The sequence below is a fragment of the Pseudomonas sp. IAC-BECa141 genome (genome assembly GCF_020544405.1).
Lineage (GTDB): Bacteria > Pseudomonadota > Gammaproteobacteria > Pseudomonadales > Pseudomonadaceae > Aquipseudomonas.
The window spans coordinates 5,921,965-5,942,900 of the sequence record NZ_CP065410.1 but is presented as its reverse complement, the minus strand read 5'-3'; the positions used below and the strand labels follow the sequence as shown (position 1 = coordinate 5,942,900).

21 protein-coding genes and 1 other RNA gene are annotated in these 20,936 nt (G+C 60.2%); 11 read left to right on the top strand and 11 right to left on the bottom strand.

The features are described from left to right. Position 1: 1 nt before the first annotated feature. Positions 2 to 787 (bottom strand): transporter substrate-binding domain-containing protein, encoded by a 786-nt coding sequence (locus tag I5961_RS27290; RefSeq protein ID WP_085696888.1) that lies wholly within the window; start codon positions 785 to 787, stop codon positions 2 to 4. A 256-nt stretch (positions 788 to 1,043) separates the two neighbouring features. Between I5961_RS27290 and I5961_RS27285 the strand changes: the two genes are divergently transcribed. The 7 genes from I5961_RS27285 to I5961_RS27255 all read left to right on the top strand — a co-directional run bounded on the left by I5961_RS27285 (position 1,044) and on the right by I5961_RS27255 (position 9,183). Continuing rightward, on the top strand, positions 1,044 to 1,751 hold the full coding sequence (locus I5961_RS27285) for a FadR/GntR family transcriptional regulator (RefSeq protein ID WP_007951828.1): 708 nt from the start codon (positions 1,044 to 1,046) through the stop codon (positions 1,749 to 1,751). Between the two features lie 120 nt (positions 1,752 to 1,871). Then, positions 1,872 to 2,204, top strand: a complete 333-nt coding sequence (gene trxA / locus I5961_RS27280; protein WP_085696889.1) for a thioredoxin TrxA — start codon at positions 1,872 to 1,874, stop codon at positions 2,202 to 2,204. A 249-nt stretch (positions 2,205 to 2,453) separates the two neighbouring features. Continuing rightward, a complete protein-coding gene (gene rho / locus I5961_RS27275) occupies positions 2,454 to 3,713 on the top strand; it encodes a transcription termination factor Rho (protein ID WP_007951825.1) in 1,260 nt (419 codons plus the stop codon). Between the two features lie 133 nt (positions 3,714 to 3,846). Next, positions 3,847 to 5,802, top strand: a complete 1,956-nt coding sequence (locus I5961_RS27270) for an acyltransferase family protein (protein WP_227233858.1) — start codon at positions 3,847 to 3,849, stop codon at positions 5,800 to 5,802. Between the two features lie 80 nt (positions 5,803 to 5,882). Beyond that, a complete protein-coding gene (gene ubiD, locus I5961_RS27265; RefSeq protein WP_227233857.1) occupies positions 5,883 to 7,349 on the top strand; it encodes a 4-hydroxy-3-polyprenylbenzoate decarboxylase in 1,467 nt (488 codons plus the stop codon). Beyond that, on the top strand, positions 7,349 to 8,317 hold the full coding sequence (locus tag I5961_RS27260) for a CDP-6-deoxy-delta-3,4-glucoseen reductase (protein WP_227233855.1): 969 nt from the start codon (positions 7,349 to 7,351) through the stop codon (positions 8,315 to 8,317). The genes ubiD and I5961_RS27260 overlap by 1 nt, the downstream gene beginning before the upstream one ends. Before the next feature lie 197 nt (positions 8,318 to 8,514). Beyond that, positions 8,515 to 9,183, top strand: coding sequence for a gamma-glutamylcyclotransferase (locus I5961_RS27255; RefSeq protein ID WP_085696893.1), 669 nt, complete (start codon positions 8,515 to 8,517; stop codon positions 9,181 to 9,183). On the opposite strand, the gene glpT is transcribed toward I5961_RS27255, so the two are convergent. Continuing rightward, complete coding sequence (glpT, locus tag I5961_RS27250; RefSeq protein ID WP_085696894.1) at positions 9,159 to 10,508, bottom strand: glycerol-3-phosphate transporter; 1,350 nt, start codon at positions 10,506 to 10,508, stop codon at positions 9,159 to 9,161. The two genes, I5961_RS27255 and glpT, sit on opposite strands and share 25 nt — an antisense overlap. Positions 10,509 to 10,834: 326 nt before the next feature. Between glpT and I5961_RS27245 the strand changes: the two genes are divergently transcribed. Further along, the gene (locus I5961_RS27245; RefSeq protein WP_085702351.1) at positions 10,835 to 11,443 is read left to right on the top strand and encodes an energy transducer TonB; all 609 of its coding nucleotides are present in this window, start codon (positions 10,835 to 10,837) and stop codon (positions 11,441 to 11,443) included. 51 nt (positions 11,444 to 11,494) lie between these two features. Here I5961_RS27245 and I5961_RS27240 read toward each other — a convergent pair whose 3' ends face one another. Further along, entirely contained in the window at positions 11,495 to 12,472 is a 978-nt protein-coding gene (locus I5961_RS27240) for an NADPH:quinone oxidoreductase family protein (RefSeq protein ID WP_085696896.1), read from the bottom strand. A 150-nt stretch (positions 12,473 to 12,622) separates the two neighbouring features. Between I5961_RS27240 and I5961_RS27235 the strand changes: the two genes are divergently transcribed. Further along, positions 12,623 to 13,030, top strand: a complete 408-nt coding sequence (locus tag I5961_RS27235) for a flagellar basal body-associated protein FliL (protein ID WP_027610485.1) — start codon at positions 12,623 to 12,625, stop codon at positions 13,028 to 13,030. 16 nt (positions 13,031 to 13,046) lie between these two features. On the opposite strand, the gene I5961_RS27230 is transcribed toward I5961_RS27235, so the two are convergent. The 4 genes from I5961_RS27230 to I5961_RS27215 form a co-directional block, all read right to left on the bottom strand. After that, positions 13,047 to 14,165 (bottom strand): ABC transporter permease, encoded by a 1,119-nt coding sequence (locus I5961_RS27230; protein ID WP_085702352.1) that lies wholly within the window; start codon positions 14,163 to 14,165, stop codon positions 13,047 to 13,049. Then, positions 14,165 to 16,885: a ribosome-associated ATPase/putative transporter RbbA gene (rbbA, locus tag I5961_RS27225; RefSeq protein ID WP_085702353.1), complete on the bottom strand. Its 2,721-nt coding sequence runs from the start codon at positions 16,883 to 16,885 to the stop codon at positions 14,165 to 14,167. The genes I5961_RS27230 and rbbA overlap by 1 nt, the downstream gene beginning before the upstream one ends. Then, positions 16,882 to 17,847: an HlyD family secretion protein gene (locus I5961_RS27220; RefSeq protein WP_085702354.1), complete on the bottom strand. Its 966-nt coding sequence runs from the start codon at positions 17,845 to 17,847 to the stop codon at positions 16,882 to 16,884. Before I5961_RS27220 ends, rbbA begins: the two co-directional genes overlap by 4 nt. Before the next feature lie 121 nt (positions 17,848 to 17,968). Beyond that, positions 17,969 to 18,418 carry an EVE domain-containing protein gene (locus I5961_RS27215; protein ID WP_085696900.1) on the bottom strand — a complete coding sequence of 150 codons (450 nt, stop codon included), beginning with the start codon at positions 18,416 to 18,418 and terminating at the stop codon, positions 17,969 to 17,971. Positions 18,419 to 18,615: 197 nt separating this feature from the next. Here I5961_RS27215 and I5961_RS27210 point away from each other — a divergent pair, with 197 nt between their 5' ends. Next, on the top strand, positions 18,616 to 18,771 hold the full coding sequence (locus I5961_RS27210) for a hypothetical protein (RefSeq protein ID WP_007911192.1): 156 nt from the start codon (positions 18,616 to 18,618) through the stop codon (positions 18,769 to 18,771). A gap of 35 nt (positions 18,772 to 18,806) precedes the next feature. On the opposite strand, the gene I5961_RS27205 is transcribed toward I5961_RS27210, so the two are convergent. The 4 genes from I5961_RS27205 to I5961_RS27190 all read right to left on the bottom strand — a co-directional run bounded on the left by I5961_RS27205 (position 18,807) and on the right by I5961_RS27190 (position 20,225). Then, the gene (locus tag I5961_RS27205; RefSeq protein ID WP_085696901.1) at positions 18,807 to 19,412 is read right to left on the bottom strand and encodes a 5-formyltetrahydrofolate cyclo-ligase; all 606 of its coding nucleotides are present in this window, start codon (positions 19,410 to 19,412) and stop codon (positions 18,807 to 18,809) included. 80 nt (positions 19,413 to 19,492) lie between these two features. After that, a non-coding RNA gene (gene ssrS, locus I5961_RS27200) (6S RNA) lies at positions 19,493 to 19,671 on the bottom strand. Positions 19,672 to 19,701: 30 nt separating this feature from the next. Beyond that, the gene (locus I5961_RS27195; protein WP_007951811.1) at positions 19,702 to 20,019 is read right to left on the bottom strand and encodes a cell division protein ZapA; all 318 of its coding nucleotides are present in this window, start codon (positions 20,017 to 20,019) and stop codon (positions 19,702 to 19,704) included. Beyond that, complete coding sequence (locus I5961_RS27190; RefSeq protein WP_007940359.1) at positions 20,016 to 20,225, bottom strand: TIGR02449 family protein; 210 nt, start codon at positions 20,223 to 20,225, stop codon at positions 20,016 to 20,018. The genes I5961_RS27195 and I5961_RS27190 overlap by 4 nt, the downstream gene beginning before the upstream one ends. Before the next feature lie 125 nt (positions 20,226 to 20,350). Between I5961_RS27190 and I5961_RS27185 the strand changes: the two genes are divergently transcribed. Beyond that, a complete protein-coding gene (locus I5961_RS27185; protein ID WP_085696902.1) occupies positions 20,351 to 20,911 on the top strand; it encodes a YecA family protein in 561 nt (186 codons plus the stop codon). Positions 20,912 to 20,936: the final 25 nt, after the last annotated feature.

Here is a 20,936-nt window from a genome sequence, read left to right as displayed (position 1 = left end):
GTCAGAGGTCGGCCGGCAGCGGCTCTTTGAGCCAGGTCTGCGCATTCTTTTCCAGCGCGCCGTCAGCCTTGGCAGTGGCCAGGATCTCGTTGACCTTGCCCAGCAGCGCCGGCTCGTTCTTGTTCACGCCGACGTAGACCGGCGAATCCTTGAGTTTCACTTTCAGCGCGGGAACGCGTTTCGGGTTCTTTTCGCTGATCGCGACCATCACCACGTTGCCGCTGGCGATCAGGTCGACTTGCCCTGCGAGGTAGGCGGCGATGGTCGAGTTGTTGTCTTCGAAGCGTTTGATGGTCACGCCTTCGGGAGCGACCTTGGTCAGCTCGATGTCTTCGATGGCGCCACGGGTGACGCTGATGGTCTTGCCCTTCAGGTCGTCGAGAGTGTTGACGGCTGCGTCCGGCGGACCGAACACGGCGAGGTAGAACGGCGCATAGGCGCGGGAAAAATCGATGACCTTCTCGCGCTCGGGGTTTTTGCCGAGGCTGGAAATCACCAGGTCAACCTTGCCGGTGGTCAGGAATGGAATGCGGTTAGTGCTGTTGACCGGGGTCAGTTCGAGTTTGACCTTGAGCTGCTCGGCCAGCAGTTTCGCAGTGTCGATATCGAGGCCGCGCGGCTTCATGTCCGGGCCGACCGAACCGAACGGCGGGAAGTCCTGAGGCACGGCGACTTTCAAGGTGCCGCGCTTGACCACGTCATCCAGACCGTCGGCATGGGCGGGGGCCTGGCTCAGCATCAGACCGGCAAACAGGGCGGCGAGGAGGGCGCTGTAACGCTTCGTCATGGACAATCTCCGGATCGGCGGGAAGTGAAATGTGCGATCGGACAGAGCATGGGCCGTGCCAAGACAGAGGTTCGGCCCCGCAAAGCCACGGGTTTAGCGGGTTTGTTCGGTCTTACTGGTCTGAACAGTCGGATCGGGTTTCGCACTGCGATAGCGCATCGACGCGCCCTGTCGAACCCCGCTGGGGCACGACTTGCCTGATGCCTCGAATAGCTTTACAACTGGCCGCACCTTGGCCTGGTTCGTCTGGAAAACCATGAACTCGATCTCCCGCGCCGTACCCGAAGTGGCGCTGCAAGCGATCCGCAAACTAATCACCGAGCAGGGCTTCGGCCCCGGCGATGCGCTGCCCTCGCAACGGGATCTGGCGGTTCAGTTGGGTGTCAGTCGCGCGTCGCTGCGTGAGGCGTTGTCGTCCTTGAGTGCGCTGGGCGTGGTCAGCATCCAGCCGGGCAAAGGCGTGTTCGTGCAGGCGCCGGTGGAATTGCCGCGCGGCGAGGGCGCGCCGGCGTGGCCGTTTGCAGCCCAGGCTTCGCCGCTGGAAATCTTTCAATTGCGCTATGCGCTGGAAGGGTTTGCGGCCGGTCTGGCGGCGGTGACGCTGAGCACGTTTGATCTGGACGAACTGGAAGACAACGTCGCGGCCATGCGCGAGCAGCTGCGCGCCGGCGACTTCGAGGCGGCGGCGAAACTGGATTTCGAATTTCACCGGCGGATCCTGCTGGCCAGCGGCAATCAGGCGATGCTGAGCATCCTTACCGCCAGTGCCGACATCTTTCTGGAGAGCCAGAAACTACCGTTCATCCGCGCCGAGCGGGCCATGGAAACCTGGCAGGAACACCGCAAGATCCTTCGCGCCCTGGCTCGCCGGGCCTCTGCCGCCGCGCAGAAAGCCATGCAGGAACACGTGCGCAACGCGGCCCTGCGCACCGGAATTTCCTTCATTGCCCCCGCCAGCGCGTGACTTGAGCTATACCCAAACTCATCGGGTGCCATAGCAAGACTCAATCATCTGCGGCTTCCTGAACAAGGGAAGGGCGGCTATGATGGGCCACGTTTTTTTGCTTACAACCTGGAGAATTCCATGAGCAGCAGCGATCTGATCAAACACGTTAGCGACGCTAGCTTCGAAGCCGACGTACTCAAGGCCGAAGGCGCTGTCCTGGTCGACTACTGGGCTGAATGGTGCGGCCCTTGCAAAATGATCGCTCCGGTTCTGGACGAGATTGCAGAGGAATACGAAGGCAAGCTGACCATTGCCAAACTGAACATCGACGAAAACCAGGGAACCCCTGCCAAGCACGGCGTGCGTGGTATTCCAACCCTGATGCTGTTCAAGAACGGCAACGTGGAAGCGACCAAGGTCGGCGCGCTGTCGAAGTCTCAGCTGAAAGCTTTCCTCGACGCCAACATCTAAGCGTTGCGGTAAAGACTGTCCTTGAAAAGCCCCGCAATTTGCGGGGCTTTTTGCGTATTCAGGGCTAGACGCTCCGAAACTCAGGTGATACATTCGGCCCCGCACTGGTTTCTCCACTGCCCCCTGCTAGCCGTCGCCGACGCACTCCTTTTCGAATAAGTACGCGATCCTGTCGCCTTCTCCGCGGCGCGGCCTCATTAAGCCAAAAGCTTAATTTCCCCCCTCCATAAATGATTACGTCATTCCTATATGAATCTGACTGAACTCAAGCAAAAGCCGATTACCGAACTGCTCGAATTGGCCGAACAGATGGGCATAGAAAATATGGCCCGTTCGCGCAAGCAGGACGTGATTTTCTCCCTGCTGAAAAAGCACGCTAAAAGCGGTGAGGAAATCTCCGGTGATGGCGTGCTGGAGATTCTCCAGGACGGCTTCGGCTTCCTGCGCTCCGCTGACGCTTCCTACCTCGCCGGCCCTGACGACATCTACGTCTCGCCGAGCCAGATCCGCCGTTTCAACTTGCGCACCGGTGACACCATCGTTGGCAAGATCCGCCCTCCGAAGGAAGGCGAGCGGTATTTCGCCCTGCTCAAGGTCGACACGATCAACTTCGATCGTCCTGAGAACGCGAAGAACAAGATTCTCTTCGAGAACCTGACTCCGCTGTTCCCGAACGTGCGCATGAAGATGGAAGCCGGCAACGGTTCCACCGAAGACCTGACCGGTCGCGTGATCGACCTGTGCGCCCCGATCGGCAAAGGCCAGCGCGGTCTGATCGTTGCACCGCCGAAGGCCGGTAAAACGATCATGCTGCAGAACATCGCGGCGAACATCGCCCGTAACAATCCTGAAGTTCACCTGATCGTGCTGTTGATCGACGAACGTCCGGAAGAAGTGACCGAAATGCAGCGCACCGTGCGCGGCGAAGTGGTTGCCTCGACCTTCGACGAGCCGCCGACCCGTCACGTACAAGTGGCTGAAATGGTGATCGAGAAGGCCAAGCGCCTGGTCGAACACAAGAAGGACGTGGTGATTCTGCTCGACTCCATCACCCGTCTGGCCCGTGCCTACAACACCGTGATTCCGAGCTCCGGCAAGGTGCTGACCGGTGGTGTCGATGCCCACGCCCTGGAGAAACCGAAGCGTTTCTTCGGCGCCGCGCGCAACATCGAAGAAGGCGGCTCGCTGACCATCATCGCCACCGCGCTGGTTGAAACCGGCTCGAAGATGGATGAAGTGATCTACGAAGAGTTCAAGGGCACCGGCAACATGGAGCTGCCACTGGACCGTCGTATCGCCGAGAAACGTGTGTTCCCGGCCATCAACATCAACAAGTCCGGTACCCGTCGCGAAGAGCTGCTGACTGCCGACGATGAGCTGCAGCGTATGTGGATCCTGCGCAAACTGCTGCACCCGATGGACGAAGTGGCGGCCATCGAGTTCCTGGTCGACAAGCTGAAAACGACCAAGACCAACGACGAATTCTTCCTGTCGATGAAGCGCAAGTAATTCGCTGTTGTTTGAATAAAGCGCCCTATAAGGGCGCTTTTTTTGCAACGGATTATTTGTATCTGGATTGAAATGTACGTGGCTGATAACTTTCGCGCTTTCCAAGGACTCTGTATCCAGAACGAGAAAGATCATGCACACGTTTGGCAATCGCCGTGATATCGACGGATTACGAGCTCTGGCGGTTATTCCGGTCGTACTGTTTCATTTCGGATTCAGTACATTCAGTGGCGGCTTTGTCGGGGTTGACGTTTTTTTCGTCATTTCCGGCTTCCTGATCACAACGATCCTGTTCCGCGAAATCAGCTCTCAGCGCTTCAGCTTCATTGATTTCTGGGCACGCCGTGCCCGCCGCATCATTCCTGCCCTGAGTGTGGTCATGCTGGTGACGCTGGCATTGGGCTGGTTGCTGCTGACGGCCAAGGACTTCGCCGAACTCGGGCGAACAGTGCGCTATCAGTCGCTTTTCATCTCCAACATTCTGTTCATGCGAGAGGACGGCTACTTTCAGCCAGCCTCGGATCTGAAGCCGCTGCTGCACACCTGGTCGCTGGCGGTAGAAGAACAGTACTACATCTTCTTTCCGCTGTTGATGGCGGTGCTGATCCGCTATTTCCGCCATTGGCGCTGGATGCTGTTCGCCGTGTTGCTGGTATCGTTCGGCTTGAACATCGCCAACATCGACCACAAGCCGGAATTCACCTTCTTCTCGCTGCCTACCCGGGCCTGGGAGTTGCTCTGCGGCGCGATGCTCGCGGTCATGCCGGCGCCGAAACAGGCGGTGCGTCCCTGGTTGTATCAGGCTGTGGGGCTGGCCGGTCTGGTGGCAGTACTGGTTGCGGTGTTCACTTTTGACAAGTCCACCGTGTTCCCGGGCTGGGCAGCCTTGTTGCCGGTACTGGGGACGACGGCGTTGATCTGGTCGGGCGCGCAAGGTGCGAGCCTCACCGGGCGGCTCTTGAGTCTGCGGCCGTTGGTCTGGGTCGGCTTGCTTTCGTATTCGCTCTATCTTTGGCATTGGCCTGTGTTTGTCTATGCCAACGCGATTTCCATCGATGGCATTCAGCCTGTTGAAGCAATCGGCTGGATAGCCTTGGCGCTGGGTCTGGCCTGGCTGAGTCTGCGCTATATCGAGCTGCCGTTTCGCGAAAAACGCTTGCTCGCCTCGCGTAATGCAGTGCTGGCAGGCAGTCTGGCGGCCATCGTTGCACTTGTGGCGACGGGGTCGGCGATCCGTTCCGCCGGTGGCGTCCCTCAACGTCTGACCGGTAAAGCGCTGGAGTATGCACAGTCCCGTGAGTGGCATGCGGGGCAGATGAAATGCATGCTGGTGACTCAGGATAAAGAGCTGGACAAGGCCTGTCTGGTGGGTGGCAGTGGGGATGTTCCGGCCACTCAATTGTTCTGGGGCGATAGCCACGCCGCCGCCTTGCTGCCGGCTATCGAGAATAATGCCCGTCGCGAGGGGCGTCCGGTTTGGCTGTACAGCATGAGCGCGTGCCCGCCGATTCTCAGCGACGACCCGCGTCAGCGCTGCAAGGATTTCAACGAACGGACCATGGAACGCGTGCGCAGTCTCGGCATCAAGGATGTGGTGCTGGCGTCCAACTGGAGCCTTTACGTGTATGGCCGCGAAGACGGCGACAAGAAGGTGCTGCTCAATTCGCAAGACGATACCGTCCAGGCCGAGCAACGCATGGCCGCAGCGCTGAAAGCGCGAGTTGCCGCATTGAGAGCGACGGGGGCGCAAGTCTGGCTGTTCAAGGAGGTGCCGCTGCAACGCAAAGGCATCGTCAACCGCTTGACCAGCCTGGCGCGGATCGGAAGGTCAGCCGAAGGGCTGGGTCGTCCGCTTGAGGAACATCTGGCGCGCCAGCATTTCCTCAGCAGCCTGTTCGACTCAATGAGCGCCGCTGATCCGGGTGTGCACGTGATCGATCCAACGCCGCTGATGTGCGCCAACGGCGTCTGCAGCATCGAGGTCAACGGTCATTCGCAGTACAAGGATGAGGATCATCTTTCGGACGCGGGGAGCTCCCGGCTGAGCCCGCTGTTTGCGCCTCTGCTGCTGGGTACGAGCCACAATTGAGCGAGGCCTGATGCTGACGGGCTGCTGTTTGCCCGTCAGAGCAGGTAGGATGTACGCCTATTTTGAGGGTGCCATCGTCAATGAAATTCAAGGATCTTCGGGATTTCGTGCAGCAGCTTGAGCAGCGCGGAGAGTTGAAACGCATCCAGATTCCCGTCTCGCCGGTGCTGGAGATGACCGAGGTGTGCGACCGCACGCTGCGGGCCAAGGGCCCGGCGCTGCTGTTCGAGAAACCGACCGGCCATGACATTCCGGTGCTCGGCAACCTGTTCGGCACTCCCGAGCGGGTCGCGATGGGCATGGGCGCCGAGTCGGTCAGCGAGCTGCGCGAAATCGGCAAGCTACTGGCGTTCCTCAAGGAGCCGGAGCCGCCGAAGGGCTTGAAGGATGCGTGGTCGAAGCTGCCGATCTTCCGCAAGATCATTGCGATGGCGCCGAAAGTCGTCAAAGACGCGCCGTGCCAGGAAGTGGTCATCGAAGGCGACGACGTCGATCTGGCGATGTTGCCGGTGCAGACCTGCTGGCCGGGCGACGTGGCACCGCTGATTACCTGGGGCCTGACCGTCACCAAGGGCCCGAACAAGGATCGGCAGAACCTCGGCATCTACCGTCAGCAAGTGATTGACCGCAACAAGGTCATCATGCGCTGGCTCAGCCACCGGGGTGGCGCGCTGGATTTCCGCGAGTGGTGCGAGAAGCATCCGGGTCAGCCGTTCCCGGTGTCCGTGGCCCTCGGTGCGGATCCTGCGACCATTCTCGGCGCGGTCACCCCGGTGCCGGACAGCCTCTCCGAATACGCCTTCGCCGGTCTGCTGCGCGACAGCCGCACAGAACTGGTGAAGTGCCGTGGCAACGACCTGCAAGTGCCGGCCACCGCTGAAATCATCCTCGAAGGCGTGATCCATCCGGGCGAAATGGCCGATGAAGGCCCGTACGGCGACCACACCGGTTACTACAACGAAGTCGACAGCTTCCCGGTGTTCACCGTCGAGCGCATCACCCACCGGATCAAACCGATCTACCACAGCACCTACACCGGCCGTCCGCCGGATGAGCCGGCGATTCTCGGCGTGGCGTTGAACGAAGTGTTCGTGCCGATCCTGCAGAAGCAGTTCCCGGAGATCACCGACTTCTACCTGCCGCCGGAAGGCTGCTCGTACCGCATGGCCGTGGTGACGATGAAGAAGGCGTATCCGGGCCATGCCAAGCGCGTGATGCTGGGTGTCTGGTCGTTTTTGCGACAGTTCATGTACACCAAGTTCGTTATCGTCACCGACGACGACATCAACGCGCGTGACTGGAACGACGTGATCTGGGCCATCACCACGCGCATGGACCCCAAGCGCGACACGGTGATGATCGACAACACGCCGATCGACTACCTCGACTTTGCCTCGCCAGTGTCGGGGCTCGGCTCGAAGATGGGCCTGGATGCCACCCACAAGTGGCCGGGCGAAACCACTCGCGAGTGGGGCCGCGTCATCGTCAAGGATGATGCCGTCACCCAACGGATCGATGCCATCTGGAATCAGTTAGGAATAGATTGATGCGTGTAACCCTGCAGCCCTCCGGAGCGGTGCTCGAGATACGGCCCGGAGAGCGGATTCTCGATGGTGCGCGGCGCCTGGGCTATGAATGCCCGCAGAGCTGCCGCAACGGCAATTGCCATGTGTGTGCGGCGCTGCTGGTGGAAGGCCGGGTCGAACAGGCCGGCAAGGTGCACGACCACGGTGAGTTCTACACTTGCATAGCGGAGCCGCTGGAAGACTGCATCGTGCTGTGGGATGGCGTGCTCGCGCTGGGAGAACTGCCCGTGCGCAGTGTGTCGTGTCAGGTCATCGAATGCCGGGACGTCGGTGGCGATACCTTTCGTGTGCGCCTGCGGGCACCGGCCGGCAAGCCGCCGCGCTATCACGCCGGTCAGTACCTGATGATCGAGCGCGAGAACGGCGAGAAGTCGGCGTTCTCCATGGCCTCGGCGCCCCACGGCGGGCGCGATCTGGAAATCCATGTGCTGGCGCGCGAATCCAGTGCGCTGAACCTGATCGATCAGCTCACGCGCAACCCGATGGTGCGGGTCGAACTGCCGTTCGGCGACACCCATCTGGCGGAATTGCCGGACGGGCCGCTGGTGCTGATCGCCGCCGGCACCGGCATGGGGCAGATCCACAGCCTGATCGAACATTGCCGGGCCAACGGCTTCAAACAGCCGGTGCACTTGTACTGGGGCGTGCGTCGCCCGGAAGACTTCTACGAAATCGAACATTGGGACGAATGGCTGAAGTTGCCCAACCTGTTCCTGCACAAGGTCGTCAGTGATCAATGCGGTTGGGAAGGGCGCTGCGGCATGTTGCATGAGGCGGTGTGTGAGGATTTTCCCGATCTGAAACCGCTGCACGTCTACGCCAGCGGCTCGCCGGCCATGGTCTACGGCACGCTGGATGCGCTGGTGGAAGCGGGGATGGATGCCCATCAGATGCGTGCGGATGTGTTCGCTTACGCGCCCCGTTCCTGAATTCTTTATAACGCTCTATATAGCCGATCGGTATTTATGTAATTGCATAAATGCCGGTAGGTTATATATCAATCAGGCAATAAATTAAGAACTGTGCCATGGCACTCCAATTGCTTTAAAACATATGTGCCTTATTGTTACAGCGGTGCGTTCTATTAAGTAATTCTTCACCCGCGGGGAGCTGAACGCTATTCGCCATGAGCGCCATTGAAAACGCTTTTCTGAACCTGGCTTACCCTCCGCGGCTCGATCTCGGGCCGCAGCTGACGCACGAACAACTTCTCGCTTCCATGCAATCGACCATGGCGCGCCACAAGGGCGGGCCGGTGTGGCTGTTCGCCTACGGATCGCTGATCTGGCGGCCGGAATGCACCGCCGTCGAGCGTGTGCGCGGTCGAGTGCATGGCTACCATCGTGGCTTGTACCTGTGGTCCCACGAGCATCGCGGCACGCCGGAAATGCCGGGTCTGGTCTTTGGTCTGGACCGGGGCGGTTCATGCAGCGGCTTTGCCTACCGGTTGCCGGAAGACAACCTGGACAGCGCGCTCTATGCGTTGTGGAAGCGCGAGATGCCGTTCCCGTCCTATCGCCCACACTGGCTCAACTGCCGACTCGAAGATGGCAGCCAGGTTCAGGCCTTGGGATTCGTATTGGAGCGACACCTGCCCAGCTATGCCGGCAACTTGCCGGATCATGTGCTGAGCCAGGTGTTCGAAAGCGCTTGCGGGCGTTACGGCACGACTCGCGATTATGTCGAGCAGACCGCTCACGCCCTGCGCAGCCACGCCATGCCAGACCGGAATCTGGAGGCGCGGCTCAAGCGCTGCAGGTCAAAGGCCGATCAGGCGACTGCTTCGCGGGTCTGACTGGCGACTTGCTTGTGCCAAAGGGTCGGGGCCAGGAAGGCCATCGACAGCAGGCAAGCGCCCACCAGCAACACGAAACCGCCATCCCAGCCGAAATGGTCCACGGTGTAGCCCATCGCTGCACTGGCCGCGACCGAACCACCCAAGTACCCGAACAGACCGGTGAAGCCCGCAGCAGTACCGGCGGCTTTCTTTGGTGCCAGCTCCAGCGCTTGCAGGCCGATCAGCATCACCGGGCCATAGATCAGGAAGCCGATGGAGAACAGCGCGATCATGTCGATGGTCGGGTTGCCGGCCGGGTTCAGCCAGTAAACCAGGGTCGCCACGGTCACCAGCGCCATGAACACCATGCCGGTCAGGCCACGGTTGCCACGGAAGATCTTGTCTGACATCCAGCCGCACAGCAGCGTGCCTGGAATCCCCGCCCATTCGTAGAAGAAATAGGCCCACGAGGTTTTATCTACAGTGAAACCCTTGGCTTCCTTCAGGTAGGTCGGCGCCCAGTCCAGTACACCGTAGCGCAGCAGGTAAACGAAGACGTTGGCCATGGCGATGTACCAGAGCATTTTGTTGCGCAGCACGTATTTGACGAAGATTTCCTTGGCGCTGAATTCGTCTTCGTGGCTGGCGTCGTAGCCTTCCGGATAGTCGTTCTTGTACTTCTCGATCGGCGGCAGGCCAACCGATTGCGGGGTGTCGCGCATGGTCACGAACGCGAACACCGCTACCGCCAGAGCAACAGCGGCCGGAACGTAGAACGCTGCGTGCCAGTCGTTGAACAGGCCCATGCCGACCAGGAACAGCGGGCCGATCAGGCCGCCCCCGACGTTATGCGCCACGTTCCACACCGACACCACGCCGCCTCGTTCCTTCTGCGACCACCAGTGCACCATCGTGCGTCCGCTCGGCGGCCAGCCCATGCCCTGGGCCCAACCGTTGATGAACAGCAGGATGAACATCATGGTCACGCTGGACGTTGCCCAAGGCGCGAAACCGAAAATGAACATGACCCCGGCCGATACCAGCAGGCCGAAGGGCAGGAAGTAACGCGGGTTGGAGCGGTCGGAGACCAGGCCCATGAGGAACTTGGACAAGCCATACGCAATGGCGATCGCCGACATCGCCAGGCCCAGATCGCCACGGCTGTAGCCTTCGTCGATCAGGTACGGCATGGCCAGCGAGAAGTTCTTGCGCAGCAGGTAGTAACCCGCGTAGCCAAAGAAGATGCCGGCGAAGATCTGCCAACGCAGGCGTCGGTAGGTGCTGTCGATTTTTTCTTCAGGCAATGGAGCCTGATGTGCGGCAGGACGAAAGAAAGCAAACATTCAAGAGCTCCAGATTTCTTGTTTTGACTGCGGATGCGAATGTTACAGTTTCGTTACCGAAAATAGCACCGCTTCCCATCGACAAAACAGTGGAAATGTTGGAAGTCGCACGTTCCTTTATGAACATGTCGCTCAGATATAAGTGAGGGGCGCTGTGGGAAAGGTTACTTCGGCGGCTTCCTGCAGGGTTTCAGCGAGACGTAGGGCAAGTTTTGAGGAAATCTCCTGCTTGCAACGCAGAAGCCGCGACGTTCTATTTTGGAGGGGCGCGCCTTAACCTTTTCGCAGATGCCTGATCGGGCATTCGGGTCGCGAGGGGAGGAATCATGCGCTGGTGTACGTTGTTGGTTTTGCTGTTGGTGGCGGGCAGTACCTGGGCGGCCGAGGTATTTTTGATTCCGGAACATCATCCGAAACCAATCTACCCTCCGGGGCTGCAACGGGCCGGGTTTACCGGAGGCGTCAAAGTAAGCTTTACCGTCAGTGCAGACGGAGCGGTGAGTAAGGTCGGCATTTTGAAAAGCGATCATGCCGAACTGTCCGATGCGGTCAAAAAAGCGCTGGCGCAATGGCGCTTTAAACCGTGGACTGTTGAAGGAGAACGCCCGCCAGAGCAGGAAATAATCGCCCCGATGACGTTCGGATTCGACTCTCCCGACGGTGTCAATCTGTGGCTGAAGGATCTCAAATGCCGCGAGTTCAACAGTTTGCTGGCGCACTATCCAAGACATGCCTGGGTGGATGCTGCACCGTTTCATTATGTGCGCGGTTATCTGGCAAATACGTTTTTCCAGGGACAGATCCCGATGGAGCAACGCCTGGCCATGGTCGCCAAAATGAACAAGCGTGTTCCCAGCATTGTGACGCGCTGCCAAAAGAGTCCAGGCCTTAAATACGTCACCCTTCTGCCGGAAGACATTCGTAAGGTTTTATGAGAACAGTGCATGCCTGTCTGGTCAGGTACATGACCAGACAGCTTTTTCCGTTTAGCGCACGCTGACGACAACCTTGCCCACAGCCTTGCGCTGCCCGAGATCATTGATCGCCTGCGCGGCATTGCCCAGCGGGTAGACCTGCGACACCAGCGGCTTGAGCTTGCCCTCGGCAAACCAGCCGAACAGTTGCTGGAAGTTTGCGGCGTTGTCCTGCGGCTGGCGCTGGGCGAAGGAACCCCAGAACACGCCGAGTACCGCCGCGCCCTTGAGCAGGGCGAGGTTGACCGGCAGTTCGGGAATGCGTCCGCTGGCGAAGCCGACGACCAGCAGGCGGCCGTTCCAGGCGATGGCGCGGATAGCCTGGTCGAACAGGTCGCCGCCGACCGGGTCGTAGATCACGTCGGCGCCCTGGCCGTCGGTCAGGCGTTTGATCTCGTCCTTGAGGCTGGTTTCGCTGTAGTTGATCAGTTCGTCGGCACCGGCAGCCTTGGCGACGGCGAGTTTTTCCGCGCTGCTGGCGGCGGCAATCACCCGGGCGCCCATGGCTTTGCCGATTTCCACGGCGGCGAGGCCAACGCCGCCGGAGGCACCGAGTACCAGCAGGGTTTCACCCGGTTGCAGGTTGCCGCGCTGTTTGAGGGCGTGCATCGACGTGCCGTAGGTCATGCTGAACGCGGCGGCAGTGTTGAAATCCATCGACGGCGGGATCGGCAGCACGTTGTAGCCCGGCACTGCGACCTGCTCGGCAAAGCTGCCCCAGCCCGTCAGGGCCATGACCCGGTCGCCGACCTTCAGGTGACTGACCTTTTCACCCACTTGGCTGACCACGCCGGAGGCTTCCCCACCCGGGGAGAACGGGAAGGGCGGCTTGAACTGGTACTTGCCCTCGATGATCAGCGTGTCCGGGAAGTTGACCCCGGCGGCGTGCACGTCCAGCAGGATTTCGTTCTTCTTGGCGACAGGACTGGCGACGTCTTCCAGCACCAGCGATTCGGCAGGGCCGAAGGCTTTGCACAGCACGGCTTTCATCAGGGCTATTCCTTTGGGAGTGATGGCCGATAAGTGTAGGTGTGGCAGTCAACGGGTCAACGAGCATGCCCGGCCCTGATAGTCCGCCATAAGCTTGTGCTTGCGCGGCGGGTCGTTATGCTAGGCCGCAAACCGGATAAGGAGCGAATTGTGAAAGCGTGGATCATGTTGTTGCTGGCCCTGTCTCTGCCTGTGGCAGCGCTGGCCGAAGAAGCCAAAGAGGGCGAGGCGCCGAAGGTCAACTACATCACCCTGAGCCCGCCGTTCGTGGGCAACTACGGGCTGGATGGCACGCCGAAGCTGAAGGTCTACAAGGCCGACGTGGCACTGCGGGTGACCGGCGAAGAGGCGACCAAACTGGTCAAGGCCAACGAGCCGCTGATTCGCAATCAACTGGTGGCGCTGTTCACTCAGCAAACCACCGAAGCGATGGGCAGCATCGAAGGCAAGGAAAAACTGCGTCAGGAAGCCTTGAAGCAGACCCAGCAAGTGATGAATGACGAGACCGGCAAGCCGGTGGTCGAGGATCTGTTGTTCAACAACCTGATCATTCAGTAAACGTTGTCGCGGTTGTTCAGGACGCCAGGCTCTTGCGAAACCGTGCCAGGGCGATGAAAAAGAACAGCAAACCGATGACGACCAGCGCCAGCAAGTCAGGCCACACCACGCTCAGCCCGGCGTCGCGGAACAGGATCGCGGTGCCGAGGCTGACGAAGTGGGTGGACGGTGACCCTTGCATGACCCATTGCAACCACTGCGGCATGCTGTCCAGTGGTGTACTGCCGCCGGACAACAGCAACATCGGGATAATCACCGGGATGGCCAGCAGGCCGAACTGCGGTGTCGAACGCGCCAGCGTTGCCAGAAATATGCCCAGCGCGGTGCTGGCGAACAGATAAACGGCCGTAACCAGCAAGAACAGGCTCAATGAGCCGGATAAAGGTACGCCCAACGCACCTTTGACAATCACTTCCAGGGACAGCCAGGTGCATAGCACCACCACCAGCAGATTGCTCCAGACTTTCGCCAGCATGATTTCCAGTGCGGTCAGCGGCAGCACCAGCAAATGATCCAGTGTGCCGTGTTCGCGCTCGCGCAGGAGCGCGGTGCCGGTCAGAACAATCGCCAGAATAGTGATGTTGTTGACGATCTGAATCACGGCCAGAAACCAACCGCCCTCAAGATTGGTATTGAACAGGGCTCGAGTCGTCAGTTGCACCGCAGACCCGGTCTGCACATCACCCTGGCCTGAGTAAGCCAATAACTCACGTTGAAATATCCGGCTGATGTAGCCGGCGCCCATGAACGCCTGACTCATGGCGGTGGCGTCGACGTTGACCTGCAGGGCTGGCTGGCGACCCGCGAGCAGGTCTGTCTGAAAACTGGCGGGGATGTTGATGACGAATGTGTATCGGCCGCTATCCATGACTTCATCCAGTTGCTCGTAGGGCAGCGGTACCGGCGTCTGGAATTCCGGAGGTTGCAGCGCCTCGGCCAATTGGCGCGAAAGGGCGCCGTGATCCTCGTCGACAATCGCCACGCTGGCGTTATGCACGCCGATCACCGAACCGGCGGCTGGCATATAGATGGCCACGGTGAAGGCATAGAACAGGAACAGCAGTAGTACGCTGTCATGGCGCAGGCTCGTCAGCTCCTTGAGGCCCAATCGCAGGATATGTGCGAGCTTGTGCATCAGGCCTCCTGCTTTTTCAGCATGATCAGGCTCAAACCGGTGAACCCGATAAAAAAGCCGCCCAGCGCCAGGCATTGTGGCCAGAGCTGGCGCAGGTCCAGAGCTTTGGTGAACGTTCCTACGGCGATGTCGAGGAAGTGACCGGCCGGAAACAGCACGCCCATCACGGCGGCGGCCCCTTCCAGCGAAGAACGCGGCACGATCAGACCCGAGAACTGAATGGTCGGCAGGCTGGTGATGATCATGGTGCCGAGGATCGCCGCAATCTGTGTTCGGGTGAACGCTGAAATCAGCAGGCCCATGCTGGTGGTGGCCAGTACATACAAAAGCCCGCCGAACGCAAGGGTCGGCAGGCTGCCCTTGAAGGGCACGCCGAACAACCAGCGATTCATGGCCGTGAGCACGGCGAGGTTGACCAGGCTGACCAGCAGATAAGGCATTTGTTTGCCCAGGAGGAATTCGAGGCGGGTCAGGGGCGTGGCGTAGAAGTTGGTGATTGAGCCCAGCTCTTTCTCGCGCACGATGCCGAGCGCCGTCAGCATCGCCGGAATGAAGGCCAGAATCAGCGCCATCACGCCGGGACCGATGGCATTGACGCTGACCACATCCTGGTTATAGCGAAAGCGGGTCTGCAGCGTGGCCGGGGCTGACAGGGTCAAGGCCGGGCTGCTTTGTTCGGCAAGTTGCTCAAGATTGACCAGATGAACGGCCTCGACGTAGTTGCGACTGGTCTCGGCGCGAAAGGGCATGCCGCCATCCAGCCACGCCGCGACCTCCGGCCGATGCCCGGCGTACAGGTCGCGGCCGAAGCCGGGCGGGATCTCCAGCGCCAGTTTGATTTCCGAACGTTGCAGCCGACGGTGCAGAGCCTGTGGATCTTCGATGGGCGGCTGTTCGGCGAAATAGCGGGAGCCGCGAAAGGCCTCCAGATAGGCGCGGCTTTGTGGCGTTTGATCCTGGTCATACACGGCAAAGGCCAGGTTCTCCACATCCAGGGAAATCCCGAAGCCAAAAATCACCATCATGAAAATCGCACCCAGCAGTGCAAACGCCATGCGCACTTTGTCGCGGACCAGCTCTTTGCCTTCGCGGCGAGCCACTGCCGTCAGACGACCGAAACTGAAAACCCGTTCCTTGACGGAACCGGCCGGCGCTTTCGGGGCCGGTGACGGCTCGGGGGGCGGGGCGGTTTCGGCGTCGCCCTGAGCCTGTTCAAGGCAGCTCACGAACGCTGCCTCCAGGGACTTGCCGCCAAACTGTTGTTGCAGTGCCGTCGGCGTGTCACAGGCCAGCACTTTGCCCGCGTGCATCAGCGAAATGCGGTCGCAACGCTGAGCTTCGTTCATGAAATGGGTGGAGAGGAAAATGGTCACGCCTTGATCACGGGACAGCTCGATCAACAGGCGCCAGAAATCGTCTCGCGCCGCGGGATCAACTCCGGAGGTCGGCTCATCCAGAATCAGCACTTCCGGGCCGTGCAAGACCGCCACCGCCAGTGACAGGCGCTGGCGTATTCCCAGCGGCAAGGCCCCGGACGATTGATTGGCGACACCGTGCAGATCGAAGCGTTGAATCAGCGCGTCGATGCGCTGGGCGCTCTCGGTTTTCGGCAAGTCGAACAGGCGTGCGTGCAGTTCAAGGTTCTGCCGGACGCTGAGTTCGCCATACAGCGAAAAGCTCTGAGACATGAATCCGACCCGTTTGCGCGTGGCCAGATCCTTCGCATCCACCGGATTGCCCAGCAGCGTTGCGCTACCTTCGCTGGCAGGCATCAGTCCGGTCAGGACTTTCATTGTGGTGGTCTTGCCGCAGCCATTGGAGCCAAGGAAACCGAAAATCTCGCCTCGCCCGATGGCGAAGCTGACGTGATCCACGGCCGTAAAGTCGCCGAAACGCAACGTCAGGTCATGAGCTTCGATGGCAATATCGGCGTTGCCGGTGCGAGGCGGGATCTGCAGTGGTTGAGTGGTGTGACGGCTGTCACCCTGGAAATGAGTAAAGGCGTCATCCAGCTTGCCGCTGGGCGTTACAGCGGCCAGTTCGCGGCTCAAACCGGTGGCGATCATCCGCCCGCCGTCGAGCATCAGGCAATGCTCGAACTGCTCTGCTTCCTCCATGTAGGCCGTGGCGACCAGCAGGGTCAGCTGCGGTCGTTGGCGTCGAACATCGTCGATCAACTCCCAGAACTTGCGGCGTGAAAGCGGATCGACGCCGGTGGTCGGCTCGTCGAGGATCAGCAGATCCGGTTCGTGGATCAGTGCGCAACACAGTCCGAGTTTCTGTTTCATGCCGCCGGAAAGTTTGCCGGCTGGTCGATCGGCGAACCTCAGCAGATCGGTCGCGAGCAACAGGTTGTGCAGGCGCTGGGCGCTTTCGTCTGCAGAGAGGCCGAACAAGGTGGCGAAAAAATGCACGTTCTCGCGGATCGACAGTTCCGGGTACAGGTTGCCGCCCAATCCTTGCGGCATGAAAGCGATGCGCGCGTACAGCGTGTTGCGGTGGCTGCGATCCTGGATCGGACCGCCAAGCACTTCCAGTTGCCCTTGCTGAAGGGTTTTCACGCCCGCAATCAGCCCCAACAGACTGGATTTGCCTGCGCCGTCAGGGCCGATCAAGCCGCAGCGGGTACCGGTCGGCAGGTCGAACGCAATGCCATTCAGGGCTTGCCGCTCGCCATAGCGGTGAGTGATGGCGTTCGCGTGAACCGCGACGCTGTTCATTGCAGATTGGCCGGCCAGTCGATCGGCGCGGTGCGCACATAGCCTGCGCCGGGCATGCCGGGCTTGGCCTGGGGGACGTCGCCAGGTCGGGTCAGGCGCAGCTTGACGCGAAAGACCAGTTTTTGTCGCTCGTCGCGGGTTTCGACCTCTTTGGGTGTGAATTGTGATTTGGCCGCCACGAAACTGACTTTCGCCGGCAAGGCCTGATCGGGCAGGGCGTCGAGCAGGATCCGCGCTTCATCGCCGACCGCCAGACGCCCGGCGACGGAAGCCGGCAAGTAAAGATTCATGTATTGGTCGCCGGGATCGATCAGCAGCAGGACTCGGCCGCCGGCACCCAGCACTTCGCCGGGTTCGGCCATGCGCAACTGGATCAGCCCGTCGATCGGCGCGCGCAGACGGCTGTCATCGATCTCGCTGGCCAGTTGCGCAACCTGGGCCTGGGCTGCACCGATGGCCGCGCTGACTGCAGCGACCTGCGCCCGGGCAGCAGTCACAGCAGCGTTAGCGGTGCCGATCCTTGATTGCAATTGATCGATGACCTGCGCGCTGACAAAACCGTGCTTGAACAACGACTGCGAGCGGCCAAGTTCTTGCTGGGCCAGCAGTTGCTCGCTCAGGCGTAACTGCACGTTGGCCTGGGCGGCGGCGAGGTTCTCGCGGGCGCGGATAACCTCGGCTTCGGCCTGATTACGCTGGGCCTCGAGGGTTCGGGTGTCCATTCGCGCAAGCAGTTGCCCTTTGCTGACCTTGTCGCCTTCGTCGACCAAGACCTCGGCGAGACGTCCCGGGGTCTTGCTGGCGATCTGCACTTGCGTTGCCTCAAGTCGCCCGTTTGCGCTGTGGAGCCCCTCGGGAAGGCGGTTGCTCATGGACTTCCAGTAGCCGAAGCCTCCGGCCGCCATCAACAACAGAATGAGGGCGCCGGCGTATATCAGAGAGGAGCGTCGATGCGTTGACATGAGGGCATCCTGCGTCTTGGGCGTTCAGTCTGACGGGTTAAGCGATGGCATCGCTTGATGTCGGTCAAATGTCGGCGAAGCAGCAGTGCTGAGTCATGTCAGCCGCAAGGGCCGAGGTCTCTCAGCGCAAACCGAGTACTGCCGCCCACTGCTCGGCCGTCACTGGCATCACCGACAGTCGCGAGCCCTTTTGTACCAGCGGCATTTCGGCCAGTGCGGTCTGCTGTTTCAGATAATCCAGCTTCAAGACCCGGCTGAACGTCTCCACATGGGCGACGTCAATCGCGCTCCAGGCGTTTTTCTCTGGCGTGGCTTTCGGGTCGAAATAATGGCTTTGCGGATCCATTGCGGTGGGATCCGGGTACGCGGCCTGAATGATTTTGCCGATCCCGGCAATTCCCGGCTCCGGGCAGCTGGAGTGGTAGAAAAAGAATTCGTCCCCTACTGCCATGGCCCGCAGGAAATTGCGTGCCTGATAGTTGCGAACCCCGTCCCAGCGCGCTTTACCGAGCTTTTCCAAACCCTTGATCGAGAGCTCGTCGGGCTCGGATTTCATCAGCCAGTAGGCCATGGTGTGTGCTCCTCAAGCGGTCGTTGGGCAGGTTGTCGGGCAATTTTATGACAAACCGACGGTCGGTTGACGTCAGCATTTGCGCAGAGGTTCACGTTGTCGCAAAATGCCGGCCTTTAAAGCTTGACGCTGCTGCACGGCCTACGAATGGAAACCGCTGCTGTCATCGTGATGATGTGCCTTGAGGGGGGCAATCGATGAAACGCAAACCGGATTTGCTGTGGACTTTGGTTATTTTGTTCGGTCTGGGCGTCGTGACCACCGGTTATGCGCAAAGTCTGTGGGCCAACAAGGCCGATGCTCCGATTGAAGTGGCGCAACAAGTACAACAGTCGACAGCCTTCAAACGCTGAAACTGCCTTTTCGACGCCGCTGATCCGCGCGGCGTCTATCCCGCGAAATACCATGCCTTGTCTGTCACCGTTCCCTGCAACGGTACATCCCAGCTCGCTTGCGCGAGACGTCCGACTTTCTGACATTCATGGGCCAGACCCAGCAGTGTAGGCTTGCGCCAGTTCTGGCGTCGGGCCAGATACGCCAGGCTGCGGTCGTAGAATCCGCCGCCCATGCCCAGGCGCCCGCCGACATCGTCGAATCCCACCAGTGGCAACAACACCAGATCCAGTGCCCAGACCTTGCGCTGACGGGCCAGATTGGCGCGCGGCTCAAGGATGCGAAAACGGTTGGGCTTGAGTTTTTCGCCTGGGCGGATCTGTTGAAAGACCATTTTGGTCCTCGGCCAGGCACTGAGCACCGGGAGGTAGGTTTTCTTGCCACGCCGCTGGGCTGCGCGCAGCAACAGGCGCGGGTCGATTTCACCGTCGGTGGGCAGGTACAGGGAAATGTGTTTGGCCCGGCGAAAGTGCGGGTCTTGTGCCAGTTGCTTGTACAGGCCTTCGGCGGCCTGGCGTTGCTGGCTCGGCGTCAGAGAGCGGCGGGCCTTGCGCAGCAGGCGGCGCAGTTGGGGGCGGGGCAGCAACGCGGGTTCGGTCATGGTTCGGCTTCGGCAGGGTGGGACGAAAACGTACGCATAAAAAATCCGATGCCGGCATGCACCGGCATCGGATTCGAATCAGGCTCCCCGGATGAGCCGCTGTCGACTTAGCCCTTGAACCCGAGAGTTCAAGGTGGAGGATGCAGTAGGCTTTAAGGCTTTCCGTCTGGCGGACATGCACACCAGCCCAACGTGCAACCCCCAGGGTAGTGCAAATCGGCTCAGGGACATCGTCAACTGGCAAGCACCCCAGGGAGTGCGGCGAGTATAACTCAAGCGGCCTGGCGAATCAGCCCTTGCTGATGTCCGGATCGTCGGCCAGCACCAGATCGACACGATCGAGCAAGTCACGCACCTGTTCACGGGTCGAACCGCTGGCCTGGATGTCCGGACGCTCTTCTTTGTGCAAGAGATCGTGGGTGATGTTCAGCGCGGCCATCACGGCGATGCGGTCGGCGCCGATGACTTTGCCGCTGCTGCGGATCTCGCGCATCTTGCCGTCCAGATAGCGGGCGGCGCTGATCAGATTGCTGCGCTCTTCCTGGGGACAGATGATCGAATACTCTTTGTCGAGGATCTGCACGGTAACGCTATTGCTTGAACTCATGAGTCTTGCTCCAGGGCCTTGAGGCGCGAAATCATCGATTCGACCTTACGCCGGGCGATTTCGTTTTTTTCAATGAGGTGCGCGCGTTCCTCGCGCCAGGTCTTTTCCTGAGCAAGTAAGAGTGCATTTTGACTTTTTAGTTGCTCGACTCGGGTAATCAGCAGTTCGAGTCTGGCCATCAGCGCTTGCAGGTCGGTGTCTTCCATTGTGTCCACTGATTCGGTCTGATGGGTTTGGCTGGCGGACAGCCTTTAATGGTCTTGGCGAGTCTGTCGATGTAGGATACAAGGCCTTCATTCTAGACATAGCGCCGTCTGGCGCCTAGCTGCCCATGCCCATTCAGAATTCCCCGTACCAAGGCTTTGCCACCCTGCTCAATTCCAGCGGTCACTCCGTTTCGCCTGCCGAACTGCACGGCCTGTTGCTGGGTCGCAGTTGCGCCGGCGCCGGCTTCAATGCCGAAGAATGGCTGATCGATGCTGCCGAGCTGCTCGAAAGCGAGCCGCAGGACAACGTCCGCAACGCGCTGATCGGTCTGCAGGAGATGGTCAAGAGCGAACTCACCGGCGACGATATCACCGTGGTTCTGCTGCTGCCGAACGATGACGCTCCGCTGACCGAGCGCGCCGCCGCGCTGGGCGAATGGTGCCAGGGCTTCCTCACCGGTTTCGGCCTGAACTGCCGCGACAGCAGCATGCTGAGCACCGAAGCCACCGAAGTGTTGCAGGATCTTGCAGCAATCTCCCAGGTGCAAGACGCACTGGAAGAGTCCGAAGACGGCGAAAGCGACTATATGGAAGTCATGGAGTACCTGCGTGTAGCGCCGCTGCTGCTGTTCTCCGAAACCAAAAAGGCCGACGTGCCGCCAGCGGCCAAGCCGTCGCTGCACTGATCGCGTGCCAGGGAAAGCCATCTGC

Excerpts from the sequence above, each read along its gene's own strand:
- I5961_RS27290 (WP_085696888.1), bottom strand. The coding sequence starts at position 787 with ATGACGAAGCGTTACAGCGCCCTCCTCGCCGCCCTGTTTGCCGGTCTG.
- I5961_RS27285 (WP_007951828.1), top strand. The coding sequence starts at position 1,044 with ATGAACTCGATCTCCCGCGCCGTACCCGAAGTGGCGCTGCAAGCGATC.
- trxA (WP_085696889.1), top strand. The coding sequence starts at position 1,872 with ATGAGCAGCAGCGATCTGATCAAACACGTTAGCGACGCTAGCTTCGAA.
- rho (WP_007951825.1), top strand. The coding sequence starts at position 2,454 with ATGAATCTGACTGAACTCAAGCAAAAGCCGATTACCGAACTGCTCGAA.
- I5961_RS27270 (WP_227233858.1), top strand. The coding sequence starts at position 3,847 with ATGCACACGTTTGGCAATCGCCGTGATATCGACGGATTACGAGCTCTG.
- ubiD (WP_227233857.1), top strand. The coding sequence starts at position 5,883 with ATGAAATTCAAGGATCTTCGGGATTTCGTGCAGCAGCTTGAGCAGCGC.
- I5961_RS27260 (WP_227233855.1), top strand. The coding sequence starts at position 7,349 with ATGCGTGTAACCCTGCAGCCCTCCGGAGCGGTGCTCGAGATACGGCCC.
- I5961_RS27255 (WP_085696893.1), top strand. The coding sequence starts at position 8,515 with ATGAGCGCCATTGAAAACGCTTTTCTGAACCTGGCTTACCCTCCGCGG.
- glpT (WP_085696894.1), bottom strand. The coding sequence starts at position 10,508 with ATGTTTGCTTTCTTTCGTCCTGCCGCACATCAGGCTCCATTGCCTGAA.
- I5961_RS27245 (WP_085702351.1), top strand. The coding sequence starts at position 10,835 with ATGCGCTGGTGTACGTTGTTGGTTTTGCTGTTGGTGGCGGGCAGTACC.
- I5961_RS27240 (WP_085696896.1), bottom strand. The coding sequence starts at position 12,472 with ATGAAAGCCGTGCTGTGCAAAGCCTTCGGCCCTGCCGAATCGCTGGTG.
- I5961_RS27230 (WP_085702352.1), bottom strand. The coding sequence starts at position 14,165 with ATGCACAAGCTCGCACATATCCTGCGATTGGGCCTCAAGGAGCTGACG.
- rbbA (WP_085702353.1), bottom strand. The coding sequence starts at position 16,885 with ATGAACAGCGTCGCGGTTCACGCGAACGCCATCACTCACCGCTATGGC.
- I5961_RS27220 (WP_085702354.1), bottom strand. The coding sequence starts at position 17,847 with ATGTCAACGCATCGACGCTCCTCTCTGATATACGCCGGCGCCCTCATT.
- I5961_RS27215 (WP_085696900.1), bottom strand. The coding sequence starts at position 18,418 with ATGGCCTACTGGCTGATGAAATCCGAGCCCGACGAGCTCTCGATCAAG.
- I5961_RS27210 (WP_007911192.1), top strand. The coding sequence starts at position 18,616 with ATGAAACGCAAACCGGATTTGCTGTGGACTTTGGTTATTTTGTTCGGT.
- I5961_RS27205 (WP_085696901.1), bottom strand. The coding sequence starts at position 19,412 with ATGACCGAACCCGCGTTGCTGCCCCGCCCCCAACTGCGCCGCCTGCTG.
- I5961_RS27195 (WP_007951811.1), bottom strand. The coding sequence starts at position 20,019 with ATGAGTTCAAGCAATAGCGTTACCGTGCAGATCCTCGACAAAGAGTAT.
- I5961_RS27190 (WP_007940359.1), bottom strand. The coding sequence starts at position 20,225 with ATGGAAGACACCGACCTGCAAGCGCTGATGGCCAGACTCGAACTGCTG.
- I5961_RS27185 (WP_085696902.1), top strand. The coding sequence starts at position 20,351 with ATGCCCATTCAGAATTCCCCGTACCAAGGCTTTGCCACCCTGCTCAAT.